This is a genomic window from Halomonas sp. RT37 (genome assembly GCF_040070525.1).
In the GTDB taxonomy this organism is placed as follows: Bacteria; Pseudomonadota; Gammaproteobacteria; order Pseudomonadales; family Halomonadaceae; genus Halomonas; species Halomonas litopenaei.
On sequence record NZ_CP098827.1, the window covers coordinates 129543 to 142569 of the forward strand.

14 protein-coding genes and 1 pseudogene are annotated in these 13027 nt (G+C 65.7%); 6 read left to right on the top strand and 9 right to left on the bottom strand.

All coding sequences use genetic code 11. From position 1 onward, the window contains the following. Positions 1 to 5: 5 nt before the first annotated feature. Positions 6 to 398 (bottom strand): DUF423 domain-containing protein, encoded by a 393-nt coding sequence (locus NFG58_RS00575; protein ID WP_222568042.1) that lies wholly within the window; start codon positions 396 to 398, stop codon positions 6 to 8. A 106-nt stretch (positions 399 to 504) separates the two neighbouring features. Between NFG58_RS00575 and thiS the strand changes: the two genes are divergently transcribed. The 3 genes from thiS (at position 505) to trmB (ending at position 2418) form a co-directional block, all read left to right on the top strand. Next, positions 505 to 705 carry a sulfur carrier protein ThiS gene (gene thiS, locus NFG58_RS00580; RefSeq protein ID WP_181248714.1) on the top strand — a complete coding sequence of 67 codons (201 nt, stop codon included), beginning with the start codon at positions 505 to 507 and terminating at the stop codon, positions 703 to 705. Positions 706 to 791: 86 nt separating this feature from the next. After that, complete coding sequence (locus tag NFG58_RS00585; RefSeq protein ID WP_045993915.1) at positions 792 to 1586, top strand: thiazole synthase; 795 nt, start codon at positions 792 to 794, stop codon at positions 1584 to 1586. Positions 1587 to 1671: 85 nt separating this feature from the next. Next, a complete protein-coding gene (gene trmB / locus NFG58_RS00590; RefSeq protein ID WP_045993958.1) occupies positions 1672 to 2418 on the top strand; it encodes a tRNA (guanosine(46)-N7)-methyltransferase TrmB in 747 nt (248 codons plus the stop codon). 58 nt (positions 2419 to 2476) lie between these two features. On the opposite strand, the pseudogene NFG58_RS00595 reads toward trmB, so the two are convergent. Then, positions 2477 to 3424 (bottom strand): annotated as a pseudogene (locus NFG58_RS00595) (DMT family transporter); the annotation flags it as partial. 168 nt (positions 3425 to 3592) lie between these two features. Between NFG58_RS00595 and NFG58_RS00600 the strand changes: the two are divergent. Further along, positions 3593 to 4522, top strand: coding sequence for a LysR substrate-binding domain-containing protein (locus tag NFG58_RS00600; protein WP_045993916.1), 930 nt, complete (start codon positions 3593 to 3595; stop codon positions 4520 to 4522). Between the two features lie 642 nt (positions 4523 to 5164). Here the strand turns inward: NFG58_RS00600 and NFG58_RS00605 are convergent. After that, positions 5165 to 6076: an AEC family transporter gene (locus NFG58_RS00605; protein WP_108131876.1), complete on the bottom strand. Its 912-nt coding sequence runs from the start codon at positions 6074 to 6076 to the stop codon at positions 5165 to 5167. Positions 6077 to 6233: 157 nt separating this feature from the next. Between NFG58_RS00605 and NFG58_RS00610 the strand changes: the two genes are divergently transcribed. After that, the gene (locus NFG58_RS00610) at positions 6234 to 6755 is read left to right on the top strand and encodes a hypothetical protein (protein ID WP_124805042.1); all 522 of its coding nucleotides are present in this window, start codon (positions 6234 to 6236) and stop codon (positions 6753 to 6755) included. Then, on the top strand, positions 6752 to 7378 hold the full coding sequence (locus NFG58_RS00615) for an SCO family protein (protein WP_260425393.1): 627 nt from the start codon (positions 6752 to 6754) through the stop codon (positions 7376 to 7378). Before NFG58_RS00610 ends, NFG58_RS00615 begins: the two co-directional genes overlap by 4 nt. A 62-nt stretch (positions 7379 to 7440) precedes the next feature. Here NFG58_RS00615 and NFG58_RS00620 read toward each other — a convergent pair whose 3' ends face one another. From NFG58_RS00620 to dctP, 6 genes are all read right to left on the bottom strand, one after another. After that, positions 7441 to 8487 carry a PHB depolymerase family esterase gene (locus tag NFG58_RS00620; RefSeq protein ID WP_348827395.1) on the bottom strand — a complete coding sequence of 349 codons (1047 nt, stop codon included), beginning with the start codon at positions 8485 to 8487 and terminating at the stop codon, positions 7441 to 7443. 4 nt (positions 8488 to 8491) lie between these two features. Continuing rightward, positions 8492 to 9208: an FKBP-type peptidyl-prolyl cis-trans isomerase gene (locus NFG58_RS00625; RefSeq protein WP_045993921.1), complete on the bottom strand. Its 717-nt coding sequence runs from the start codon at positions 9206 to 9208 to the stop codon at positions 8492 to 8494. A 169-nt stretch (positions 9209 to 9377) separates the two neighbouring features. Next, positions 9378 to 9821 (bottom strand): universal stress protein, encoded by a 444-nt coding sequence (locus tag NFG58_RS00630; RefSeq protein WP_045993922.1) that lies wholly within the window; start codon positions 9819 to 9821, stop codon positions 9378 to 9380. A gap of 45 nt (positions 9822 to 9866) precedes the next feature. Next, positions 9867 to 11150, bottom strand: coding sequence for a TRAP transporter large permease (locus tag NFG58_RS00635; protein ID WP_045993923.1), 1284 nt, complete (start codon positions 11148 to 11150; stop codon positions 9867 to 9869). A gap of 34 nt (positions 11151 to 11184) precedes the next feature. Continuing rightward, complete coding sequence (locus NFG58_RS00640) at positions 11185 to 11763, bottom strand: TRAP transporter small permease (protein ID WP_348827396.1); 579 nt, start codon at positions 11761 to 11763, stop codon at positions 11185 to 11187. A gap of 217 nt (positions 11764 to 11980) precedes the next feature. Further along, positions 11981 to 13003, bottom strand: coding sequence for a TRAP transporter substrate-binding protein DctP (gene dctP / locus NFG58_RS00645; protein ID WP_108131873.1), 1023 nt, complete (start codon positions 13001 to 13003; stop codon positions 11981 to 11983). Positions 13004 to 13027 lie beyond the last annotated feature (24 nt).

Genomic DNA, 13027 nt, shown 5'->3' on the forward strand with positions numbered 1-13027 from the left:
CTATCTCACACGCGGGCTCGCCATAGTCCCCAGGCTAGCGCCAGCCAGCCAAGCAGCAACAGCACGCCGCCGAGCGGTGTGATCAGCCCCAGTGGGCCGAGCCCGACGCCGTAGAGCCCGGCCAGGGCCATGGCGTACAGCGAACCCGAGAACAGCAGGATACCTGCCGACCACAGCCTCAGTGCCGTCAGCTGGGCGGCCAGCGGCTGCTGGGCCCGCCAGGCCAGCAGCGCCAGGCCTGCCAGGGTGTGCCAGGCCTGGTAGCGTACCCCGGTGGTAAAGGCGGCGGTCAGACGCTCAGGCAGGCGTCCGTCGAGGCCATGGGCGGCGAAGGCGCCGAGCGCCACCACCATGGCGCCGGACAGGGCGAGGGTGATCCACCAGTGACGATCCGGCATCGAGGCTCCTTGACGACGAGAGAGAGGAATCTGCCCTCAACCGTACCCCGCGGCGGCCCGAGCCGCTACAATGTTGCCCCCGCGACATCTTGATAATGAGGTGGCCATGCAGATTCAGCTAAATGGTGAGCCCCACGCCCTCGACCGTGAGCAGACCGTGGCGGAGTTGATCGACGCCCTGGGTCTGGGCGGGCGCCGCATCGCCGTCGAGCTCAACGAGGACATCCTGCCGCGCAGCCAGCACGGCGAGACCCGCCTGGCGGATGGCGATCGCATCGAGATCGTCCATGCCATCGGCGGCGGCTGAGGCGAACCACCCGCCAGTAGATACCGACGACTTTAGAGGTGCCGCTCGATGGCGGCCTGGTTCCGTTTCGTGAGAAGGACTTGAGCATGACCGACATCTTTCAGGACAGCCCGCTGCGGGTCGCCGACCACGCCTTTTCCTCGCGTCTCTTGGTGGGCACCGGCAAGTACAAGGACTTCGACGAGACCGGCGAGGCGATCGCCGCCAGTGGCGCCGATGTCGTGACCTTCGCGGTGCGTCGCACCAACCTGGGTCAGGAGGCCGGTGAGCCCAACCTGCTCGACGTGGTGCCGCCGGAGCGCTATACCCTGCTGCCCAATACCGCCGGTTGCTACAACGCCAAGGATGCCGTGCGCACCTGTCGGCTGGCGCGGGAACTGCTCGACGGCCACAAGCTGGTCAAGCTCGAGGTGCTGGGGGACGACAACACCCTCTATCCCAATGTGGTGGAGACCCTCAAGGCCGCCGAGACGCTGGTCGCCGATGGCTTCGACGTGATGGTCTACACCAGTGATGACCCCATCGTCGCCAGGGAACTCGAGGCCATCGGCTGCTGCGCGGTGATGCCGCTGGGCTCGCTGATCGGCTCCGGCCACGGCATCCAGAATCCGCACAATGTGCGCCTGATCATCGAGCAGGCCAAGGTCCCGGTGCTGATCGATGCCGGGATCGGCACCGCCTCCGAGGCAGCCCTGGCCATGGAGCTCGGTTGTGACGGCGTGCTGATGAACTCCGCCATCGCCCACGCGCGCCAGCCGGTGCTGATGGCCGAGGCCATGAAGCATGCCGTGCAGGCGGGACGCCAGGCGTTTCTCGCCGGTCGCATGCCGCGTCGCGGCGCCGAGGCGTCATCGCCGTTCGCCGGCCGCATCAACGCCTGAAGCCCGCAGGAGCGGCAAGGCCCAGCCTGCCGCTCCTGCTCAGCTTCCTCGCCCTGACACTTTCACCACGCCCCCAGACATCATCATGACCGACCAAGATCGCCCCGACGAGGGCAAGACCACCGGCCCGGAAGGACCGGACGCACCGCTGCATCGCCGTGGTATCAAGAGCTATGTGCTGCGGGCCGGGCGCATGACCCAGGCGCAGACCCGTGGGCTCGAGGAAGTCTGGCCGCGGCTGGGACTGACCCTCGCCCAGGGGCGCCAGGACCTCGATGCGCTGTTCGGCCGCCAGGCGCCCAGGGTGGTCGAGATCGGCTTCGGCATGGGAGCCTCGCTGATCGAGCAGGCCGAGACCCACCCGGACACCGACTTCATCGGGATCGAGGTACACGCCCCGGGCGTCGGCAAGTTGCTCGACGAAGCCGACAAGCGTGGGCTGACCAACCTGCGGGTCTACCGCGAGGATGCCCTGGCGGTGCTGGAGCAGTGCCTGCCCGAGGGCAGCCTGACCACCCTGCAGCTGTTCTTCCCCGACCCCTGGCCGAAGAAGAAGCATCACAAGCGGCGCATCGTCCAGCCGGCGTTCGTCGAGCTGGTGCGGACTCGCCTGGCCAGCGGTGGAACCCTGCACATGGCCACCGACTGGGAAGCCTACGCCGAATGGATGGCCGAGGTGATGGAGGCAGCCCCGGGCTACCTCAATACCGCGACCCCGGAGACGGCGCCCTATGTGCCGCGTCCCGACTTTCGTCCGCTGACCAAGTTCGAGGCGCGGGGCGAACGGCTCGGTCACGGTGTCTGGGACCTGATCTTCCGCCGCGTCGACTGACGCCGGCATCGGCGGCGCGGCCCTGGCCGCGTCGCCCGGCCGCCAGCGCCCACAGGGCGCCACCCAGCGACAGCACCAGTCCCGCCAGGCCCAGCCCATCCGGGCGCTCGCCGAACAGCGAAAGCGTCATCAACAGCGTCACCGCCGGGGTCAGCGCGATCAGCGCCGAGGTCGGGGTCACCCCGAAGCGCCCCAGACACGCCACGAAGAAGCCGTAGCCACCGAAGGTGGCCAGCACCACCAGCCAGCCAATGGTCAGCCAGGCGTCCAGCGTCGCCGGAGGTAGCGCCGGCAGGCCTGGTTCGAGCATCACCGCCGCCAGCATGAACACCAGCGTTGCCGCGCTCAGCTGCAGCGCCAGGCGGGTGATCAGTGACAGCGACACCACACCGCCATTCTCCTCGCCGGGCCTGGCGGTCGCCGGCGGCGTCAGGATGCTGCCGATCGATACCGCGGCGACCGCGACCAGCGGCAGCAGGTAGGCCCACCAGGGGGCGCCGCCGACGCTGCGCATGTCGCCAGCGATCATCGCCATGGCGCCGAGCGTCGCTACCCCCATGCCCCACCATTGTGCGCTGTCGCTGCGCTCCTTGAGCAGGTGCCGTGCCAGTAGCGCCGCCGCCAGCGGCTGCAGCGCGCCGATCAGCGCCGCCACCGAGGCGCTCACACCTTCGGCCACCGCCACCAGCATCGTCAGCAGGTAGACGCCCACGGTCAAACCACCGGTGAGCAACTCGTGGCCTGCCTGGCGCCAGCTCGGGCGATGCCCCGGATGGCCCAGACGACAGACCACCAGCATCCAGGCCAGCAGGGTTGCCAGGGCAAAGCGCCAGGCATAGAGCCCCATCACCGGCACGTCCAGGTCCACCGCCATGCGACTGCCGACGAAACCGCTGCTCCAGCAGACCACGAAGCCCGTGGCGACCATCAGGGCACCCGAGTGCTTGCCCAGCTGCCGGGGAAGCTGGTGGAGCAGGGGGATCAGGCGGGGTAGCAGCGTCTGCATGGGGCCTCCTTGAGCACGGGTGGATGACGGCAGCGCTGGATAGATGAAGCGCTGGATGAGCAGTCTGCCGTGGTGCTAGCCTTTCGAGTAGCGAAACGTTTTTCACGCTGACTTCAATAATGTTGAAGTCTTCGGGTAGGGTGGTCTGGCGCCATAGGGGGAGCAACGATGACCGAGAACACGGGAGCGGCGCTGGATCTGGAGGCGCTGCGCAGCTTTGTGACGGTGGCCCAGCAGGGCAGTCTGGCGGCGGCGGCGGAGTTGCGACACCGAACCGTCAGTGCCTTGAGCATGCAGATCAAGCGCCTCGAGCAGCGTCTCGATGCGCGCCTGCTGATCCGTGGGCCGCGCGGAGTGTCGCCGTCGCCGGCCGGCGAGGCCTTGCTGCAGGAGGCGCGTGAGCTGCTGCGCCAGCACGACGGCCTGGTGGCGCGACTGACCGGACAGGGACTCAGCGGGCGGGTGCGCTTCGGCATGCCGGAGGGCTACGCCCCGCATCTGGTCGAGCAGGTGCTGCCTGACTTTCTGGCCAGCCACCCCAATGTGCTGCTCGAGGCGGTCACGGCGCCCAGCGGAGAGCTGGCCCGGCGCCTGGAGCGCGGTGAGCTGTCGCTGGCGGTGGCGCTGGACCGTCCGCATCAGCTGACCAATGGCGAAACGCTGTGGCAGACCTCGCCGGTGTGGGCGGCGTCCCGTGAGTTTCGCGTCGCCGACGAGGCGCCGTTACCGCTGGCGCTCCATCCGCTGGACTGCCCATTCCGCTCTCTCGGGGTCGAGGCCCTGGAGAGTCAGGGGCGCGACTGGTACGCGGTCTTCACCAGTACCAGCATCCATGCGGTGGAAAAGGCCGTGGAAGTCGGCCTGGCCGTGAGCATCCTCGATCGACAACGGCTGACGCCGCGCATGCGCGTGCTGGATGAGGCCGAGGGCCTGCCCCACCTGGGTACCAGTGACGCCTGCCTGTACTTCAGCCGGCGCATCGCCGCCGCCTCATGGCCGGCGGTGGAAGCCCTGGCTGGGCTCTTGCGCCAGCGTCTGAGCGGTGCAGGCCCCTGGGCTGCGAATAGCCGCGAGGCCAGGCCGCTGGCACTGGGGTGAGATGAACGAGAGCGGTGAGACGCAGGGAGCGGTGCGACGAACAGGAGCCAACGCCTTGGGGCAAGGTTGACCAGAAGCCTCGATGGCCAGAAAAAAGAAAACCGCTCCCGGGGGAGCGGTGAAAGGACCGTGACTAGCAATGAGGAGGAGAAACCAGATAGCGACTGGCAATGTCTGGTATCTGGCGCCGGCGACTCATCAACGCCGACAACCTCAGCGTAAATCATTCTCATTTTCTTCGTCAAGCGTAACGAGAATATTTTTTATTAAGGCAGTGTGTCCGCTCACACTCGCTGGCTTTCTGCCAAGGGAGACGCATGCGAGGGGCGGCGCCAAGACAGCAGGCGAAACCGGGCAGAGGCTCGGGATGGCGGAATCAAGCGGTGGTAGGACGTCTTGAGCAACGAGGCGAAGGAGCGCTGGCCGCGGGACTGAACCAAGCGGCCATGAAAAAGCCGCTTCCAGAGGGAAGCGGCGCAAGGACCGTGACTAGCAATGAGGAGGAGAAACCAGATAGCGACTGGCAATGTCTGGTATCTGGCGCCGGCGACTCATCAACGCCGACAACCTCAGCGTAAATCATTCTCATTTGTTTCGTCAACACAAACGAGAATCTTTTTTAATAAAGCCTCGCCTGGCCCCTCAGGTCAGCTGCATCCACAGCGGCAGGCTGATCATCGCCGCCAGGGTCTGGGCGGTGATCAGTCCGGCCATCAGCTCAGCGTCACCGCCCAGCTGGCGTGCCAGAATATAGGCGGAGGTGGCGGTGGGCAGGGCGGCGTACAGCAGCGCCACATCCTGGCTGACAGGGTCGAGGCCCAGCAACCACGCCAGCACCAGCACCAGCGCCGGCATCAGCACCAGCTTGACCAGGCTCGAGACCCACAGGCCAAGATCGCGCCTCAGCAGGGCCTGGGGTCGCAGTGCCACCCCTACGGCCACCAGCCCCAGCGGCAGCGCCGCGCGTCCCAGCAGCTCCAGGGTTCCCGCCGACCAGCCCGGCAGGCCGATACCCGAGAGATTGAGCCCGATGCCGATCAGGCAGGCGAGGATCAGCGGGTTCTGGGCCAGGGCGAGCAGTGAGCGCCATAGACCCGAGCGACCTAGGGTGCCCGCGGCGATAAAGGTCAGCACGCACAGCACATTGACCGTGGGAATCATCAGCGCCAGGGCCACCGCTGCCACCGTGGCGCCCTGGGGACCGTGCAGCGCAGCGGCGCCGGCGACGCCGACATAGGTGTTGAAGCGCACCGCGCCCTGGAAGACAGAGGTAAAGGCGGCGGCGTCGAGATTCAGGCGGGGCTTGAGCCACCACAGCAGAGCGGAGAGCACCAGCATGGTGCCCAGCAGCACCAGGGCGAGCCTGGCCACCGGTACCTGGCTGATGTCCGCCCTGGCCAGGGTCGCCACCAGCATGGCGGGAAACAGCAGAAAGTAGATCAGGCGCTCCATGCGCGCCCAGAAGTCCCCGCCTGGGATGCGTCCGACACCCAGCACGGCGCCAAGCAGGATAAGCAGAAAAAGCGGGCCCAGGGCCGCAGTGATGGAGGCCATGTACGTTCCTTGTCCGGGCGAGGCCGGTGGCAGAATAGTGCGCCGTCGAGCGTGAGTAAGCGCGCGTTGACGGCTGCGACATTGTCGCGCAGGGGGCGTCGGAGTTTTGCTGATAAGCTTACCCTACGCCCATTCCCTTTGGAGGCAGCCCTCCGACATGCATTCGCGCCAGTCCCCAGCCTCGCGCGGCGCCCGTCGTCCTCGGCTTCGCCTGCTGATCACGGTGACCGTGGTCACCTTGCTGATCGCCCTATGGTACCTGCTGCGCTACGAGCTTGGCGATCACCAGGAGACGACCTGGTATCCGGCCGCGCCCGGCTGCGATCTGCACCAGGGGCCCTGCGGCGTCGGCCTCGAGGAGGATGAGCGGCTGACCCTGGCGATCCCGGTGGAGGGTGACATTCGCCCGCTGGAGTCGTTGCCCCTCGAAGTGCGCGTCGACGGCGTGGAAGCGCAGAACGTACGGGTGGTGTTCGAAGGGGTCGGCATGGACATGGGCGAGCATCGCTTCCACCTCGACGCCGTGCAAGGCGGCGAACCGGGCCGCTTTCAGGGGGTGGGACAGCTCGGCATCTGCACCCGTGAGCGCATGACCTGGCGTGCCCGGGTCAGCTTCGATGCGCCGCGTGGGCGTCTCGGAAGTACCTTCGATCTGGACGTGGAGCGAAGCCTGCCATGACTCGACGGCAACGACAGCAGCAACGACGACACGGCTTCGATCGACGGACCCTGGGGCTGGTCCTGGCGGCGGTGGTGATGCTGGCGGCGGCCCTGTTGTGGACCTTCAAGCCCTGGCAGCCCGCCGAGCAGGACGGGCTGGTCGCTGGTGAGATACGCCTGGCGTCGACCGTGGGCGACTTTGCGCTGAGTGATCTCGATGATGACCAGCTGGCGGTGATCTTCTTCGGCTACACCTGGTGTCCCGACGTCTGCCCCATGAGCCTGGCGGTGGTGCGCCAGGCGCGCCAGGCACTGCCCGAAGAGCAGCGTCGGCGGGTGGTGCCGTTGATGATTTCGGTGGACCCCGAGCGTGACACCCTGGAGCGGTTGTCGGAGTACCTTGAGGCCTTCGGCGACGACTTCATCGGCGCCACCGGTAGCCAGGCCGAGCTTGCCGATATCGGCGAGCGCTACGGCGTCGTCTGGCGCAAGGTCGAGACGCCGGAATCCGCCGTGGAGTATCTGGTGGATCACTCGGCCTCGCTCTATCTGGTGGACGCCAGCGGCGAAATCATCGAACGGGTATTGCACGCGCCGACCCCGGGGCCGCTTTCGGCGGCGCTGGATCGGGCGTTGAACTAACTTCCTGCAGTCTGTCGACCATTTGCCTCAGGGCGCTTCCTGCAGTCTGTCGACCATTTGCCTCAGGGCGCTTCCTGCAGTCTATCGACCATTTGCATCAGGGCGCTGACCTGACGGCCGTCCCGGCTGTCGTGCAAAGGGTCGCGCTGCCACGTGCTCTCGCTGAACCCCCACCAGTCCCAGCATCCCTTGGGATTGGCCAGGCTTGCCTCGGCCTGGGGGTAGAGCACCACCAGGTCGTTGCTCTTGGCGTAACGGTTCAGGCCGCTTGCCCGGGTGAATGGCGTCGCTGCGCCTTCATCGTCGTCCACGCCCATCTGGCAGCCATGCAGCGCCACCACCAGTGCGCAGTCGCCGCTTTCGCACTGCTTCGGCAGATAGACAAAGCCGGTGTCGGCGAGTCCCTTGGCGTCGAACTCGCTCTGGTCGAAGGCCAGCAGGCACTGGTCGTCGGCCTCGCCGGCAGGCGCCAGATCGTCCCACCACCAGCGCAGCGCCTCGCCGGCAAGGTCCAGGCCGCAGTCGAGCAGGAAAGGCGCACCGCCCTCTTCGCAGTCGGCCAGGCCCGCCTCGCCAGCGGCGTCCAGCGCCGGCCAGCCGTGCCCCGCGCCGTCCTGAAACACCGTCTTCAGTTGATCATCGTCGGCGAGCCAGTCACGCCATTGTCGAGCGGCGGCGTGTCCGACGTCGGGATCGATGGTGCCATCGTCCTCACCGTGCCAGAGATACACCTTGAGGTCGTCGAGCGATTCAGCGCTACCCGCGCGATCGAGCTCGCGGTAGTCCGCAAGGCGGCTGTCGATCGCCGCCAGGTCGGGGTCGCCAAGGCGAGTGAACATGCACTGACCCAGCGCCACTCCCAGCTCGCCCCGGGCACAGCCCCAGGGGCCGGCGGCGACCAGCCCGAGTGCATCGAAGCGCTCGGGCCAGGCCACCGCCAGCTGCGCGGCCATGTAGCCGCCGGACGAGACGCCGATGGTGGCCAGACGGTCCTTCGAGAGACCCAGCGCGGGCAGGGCGTCGGGGGAGTCGGCCGTGGCCTGAGGTGCCAGCACGAAAAACGCCAGCCCCGCGAGGAGGCTGGCGTTGGCACGACTAAGGTGAGTCATCGACTCAGCCTTCGTCGCTGGGGTTCACGTCAAGCAGCTCGACCTTGAAGATCAGGGTCTCGTTGGGGCCGATGGGGCCCTGGCCACGCGCGCCGTAGCCCAGCTCCGGCGGAATCACGACTTCCCAGGTGTCGCCCACGTTCATCATCTTCAGGGCTTCCTGCCAGCCCTCGATGACCTGGCCCACCTGGAAGGATACCGGCTCGCCGCGCTCGTAGGAGCTGTCGAACACGGTGCCGTCGATCAGCTTGCCTTCGTAGTTGACCTGCACGGTGTCGCCGGCCTCGGGGGAGGCGCCGTCACCTTCCTCGAGCTCCTTGTACTGCAGTCCGGAGTCGGTAGTGGTAACGCCGTCCTTGTCGGCGTTTTCGGCCATGTAGGCCTCGCCTTCCTGCTTGTTGGCGTCCGCCTGCTGGGCCATCTCTTCGGCACGTTGCTGCTGTTCTTCAGCGCGCTTGGCCATGGCCTCTTCCTGGAACTTGGTCAGGGCGGCGGCGATCTCCTCGTCGGTCATGTCGAGGCCGTCGTCGGCGAACACGTCCTTGATCGCCTCGCTGAAGGCATCCGTGTCGAGGTCTTCCACGTCTTGCTTGATGCTCTGGCCCAGGGTCACACCCAGGCTGTAGCTAAGCTTTTCCTGGTCGCTCTCGGGGGCGGAGAAGGCCATGGGAGCGGCGCCCAGCAGGGCGATCAGGGAGGCGGAAGTCAGCAGTGTCTTCATGGAAATCCTTGGCTGGCGCGTTGGCCGTAGTGTGAGTGTCGTTGTTGTGACTGTAACAGGGGCAAAAGGGTTCCGCACCCGCCGCGCGTTACCCCCTACGAGGCAGGCCCGGGCATGACCCGGGCCTGTGGTTGCGGCTGCGTCTGTGCTAGCCGTGATGAATGTGGCGCTAGACCACCAGGGTCGGACACTGCGCCGACCCCGACACCCGCTGGGCGACACTGCCCAGGATCAGGCTGGCGTCGCCGTTGGTGCCCTGGGCGCCGATCACGATCAGGTCGCACTCGCGCTTGCGGGCGAAGCGTACGATAGTGCGCGAGGGGCGGCCTCCCTTGACGAAGGCGCGCACCTTTTCCAGCGGTACCCCCAGTTCCACCGCGTGGTTCTTGGCATGCACGGCGATCTCCGAGGCGTACTCCTTGAGGGCATCGTCGGGCAGGTCCAGCTTGTCCGGGCGAACCATCGACAGGGAGGCCTCGAGCAGACTGTGGTGTTTGAACACGCACAGGATGTAGAGCTCGGCGCCGGTCAGGTACTGCAGCCCAACGGCCTTCTCCAGCGCCTTGAGGGCGCCCTTGGAGCCGTCCACCGCCACCAGGATTCGATTGAACATCGGTCTCTCCTCAAGCTTGGTCTCCGCGCATCCGATAGACGCCGCCTAGCGGAAGGCGACGTCGCGCAGGAACAACGCAATCTGCGGGAACATGATCAGCAGGGCCGCGGCCAGGATCAGCAGGAACACGAACGGAGGTGTGCCCTTGATCACGTCCAGATAGGGCCGCTTGAAGATCGCGATGGCGGTGAAGATGTCGCAGCCGAAGGGTGGCGTCGCCGAGCCGATGGCCACTTGCAGAGTGATCAGGATACCCACCAGCACCGGGTCGAGTCCGGTGGCCTCGATGGCCGGCGCGAAGATCGGCGTCAGCACCAGGATGACCACGATCGGGTCGACGAACATGCAGGCGACGAAGAAGGCGATGCAGATGGCGATCAGCACACCCGTGGGACCCGCTTCGTTGATCCCGGCCGCCTCGAGCATGGCCTGCGGAATCTGGGCGAAGGAGATGATCCACGAGAAGCCGTTGCCCACGGCGACCAGGATGAACACCACCGCGGTGATCAGGCCGGTGGACTTGGCGATGGCGTAGATGTCGTTCATCTTCAGCGATCGGAACACCACGAACTCCAGCAGCACCGCGTACAGCACGCAGGCCGCGGCGGCCTCGGTGGGGCTGAAGATGCCGCCGTAGATGCCGCCGACGATGATCACCGGGAAGCCCAGCGGCCACAGCGCCTGACGCACCGCGGAGAGACGCTCGCTCCAGGACGCCTTGGGCTCGGTGGGGACGTCGCGGATCACCGCGTAGAGCACGCAGTAGATGGAGAACATCAGCAGGATCAGCAGGCCTGGCCCGATGCCGGCGATGAACAGCTCGCCGATGGAGGTGCCCGAGATCACGCCATAGATGATCATGCCGATGCTGGGCGGGATCAGAAAGGCGATGTCACTCGAGTTGATGATCAACGCCAGGGTGAAGGAGTCGGAGTAGCCGGCCTTGAGCATGCGCGGGCGCAGCGGCGAGCCCACCGCTACCACGGTGGCCTGGGTCGAGCCGGACACGGCGCCGAACAGGGTGCAGGAGGCCGCGGTGGATACCGCCAGGCCGCCCTTCACGTGGCCGATGAAGGCCATGACCATGTTGATCAGGCGCTCTGCCGACTGGCCGCGGGTCATGATGTCGGCGGCGAGGATGAACATCGGCACGGCGATCAGCGAGGCCGGCCGGATGCCCGCCATCATCTGCTGGATCAGCGTGTCCATCTGGTCCAGGCCGTTGAACATCATGAAGAAACCGATGACCGCCGCGGTGATCAACGGGATCATCATGGGGAAGCCCAGCAACAGCAGGGCGATCATGGTGGTGACCATTATGGTTGTCATTGGGGCTGTCCTCCTGCTGCCGCCGTCGCGTCACTCATACTTCAGTCTCCGTATCCTTGTAGCCATCCAGCACGCCGGTCGACAGGTAGACGTCGCGGGAGGTCAGGTTCTTGATGGCGGTGAGCAGGTACTGGATACCGGTGATCAGAAAGCCCAGCGGTACCCACAGGTAGATCCAGAAGATCGGGATGCCAAGGGCGGGCAGAATGCGCCCCTTGTCATACAGGTCGACGATGTAGATCACCGAGTAGTACAGCAGGAAGAACATCACCAGAGAGGTAAACAGGGAAATGAAGATCATCAATGCCTTGCGGCCACCCACCGGCAGGGCATCGTAGATCGCCGACATGCGAATATGGCGCCCGTGGCGCGCCGCATAGCCGATACCGGCAAAGGTGATCATGATGATCAGAATGCGGTTGATCTCGCCGCTGAAGAAGATGCTCTCGCCGAGCACGAAGCGGCCAATGACGTTGGCGATGGTATTGGCCGCCATCAGCAGCACGCCCACGGCAAGAATGATGGCTTCCAGCTTGCTGATCCACGTATCGATGGTGCCCAGAAAACCAGGCAACCCCGAGTGGTAGTGCTGTTCGGATTCTTCTTCGGTCATGATGGGATCCTTGGTCGGGAATTCCGGGAGAAACGCACGTACCTGTATCGCAGCGTACGCCCTCTGGGTCGCGGTTCGCAGCCATCTGGTCAACGCTGGATGCACGCAGCGCGCCTGGCGTGGCGGCGACTGTCGGGTCGCTATTCAGGGCTCTGGAAACACAAAAGGGGCAGCCGGGTAGGGCTGCCCCTTTCGGGAGCGATGGCTCAGACGAGGATTACTCCTCGCCGGACTGAACCGCTTCCAGGTCAGCCTTGAACTGGTCGAGCAGTTCCTGACCGCCTTCACCGGTCATCTCGATGAACTTCTCCTCGACCTGCGGAGCGCGATCCTTGAAGGCCTGGATCTGTTCGTCGTCCAGGCGAGTCACGGTGACCTCGTCAGACGCTTCCTGGATCTTGCCGAGGGCTTCTTCGGCGAGGCCCTGGATGTGCTCGATGGTGGTGTCGTAGGCGGAGTCGGTGGCGTCCTGGACGAGTTGCTTGTCCTCGTCGGACAGGCCGTCATAGAAGTCCTGGTTGGCCATCATGGCGGTGGTGAACCAGCCGTGGCCGGTGAAGGTCAGGTTCGGGGAGACCTCGTACAGACCGCCGGACTCGATCCAGAAGATCGGGTTTTCCTGACCGTCGATGATGCCGGTCTGCAGACCGCCGTAGACCTCGCCCCAGGGCAGCGGCGTGGGGGTCGCGCCGAAGGCGTCGTAGGTCTCCGCCAGCAGCGGGTTGGTCATGGTGCGGATCTTCTTGTTGTCGAAGTCCTCCGGCGAGGTGATCGGCTCGTCGGCGGTGACCACCATTTCCCCTTCCGGGTACATCTGCATCAGCTTCAGCCCGTGCTCGGCGTAGAGCTCGGGGAACATCTCGTTGATCGCCTTGCTCTCGTCGAAGAACTTCAGCACGGTTTCTTCGTCGGTGGGCAGCAGGTAGGGAATGAAGAAGATCTGGGCTTCGGGAATCAGCGCGCCGGTGAAGCCGGGAGACTGGTTGACGAACTGCAGGATGCCGTTCTGGGTCTGCTCCATGATGTCGTCGGATTCGCCCAGTTCGCCGAAGCGGTAGACCTGGACGGAATGGTCGGAATTCTCCTCGACGTACTGCTTGAACGCCTGGGCAAAGACGTCCTGGACATCGCCCTCGTACTCTTCGTGGGCGTAGCGCCAGTTGTCGGCCATGGCGGTGGAGGAAAGACCCAGCATCAGGGCGCCGATGCTGGCGGTGGTCAGCAGCTGTGTTGCCTTCATTCTTGTGGTTCCTCTGCAGGTGTT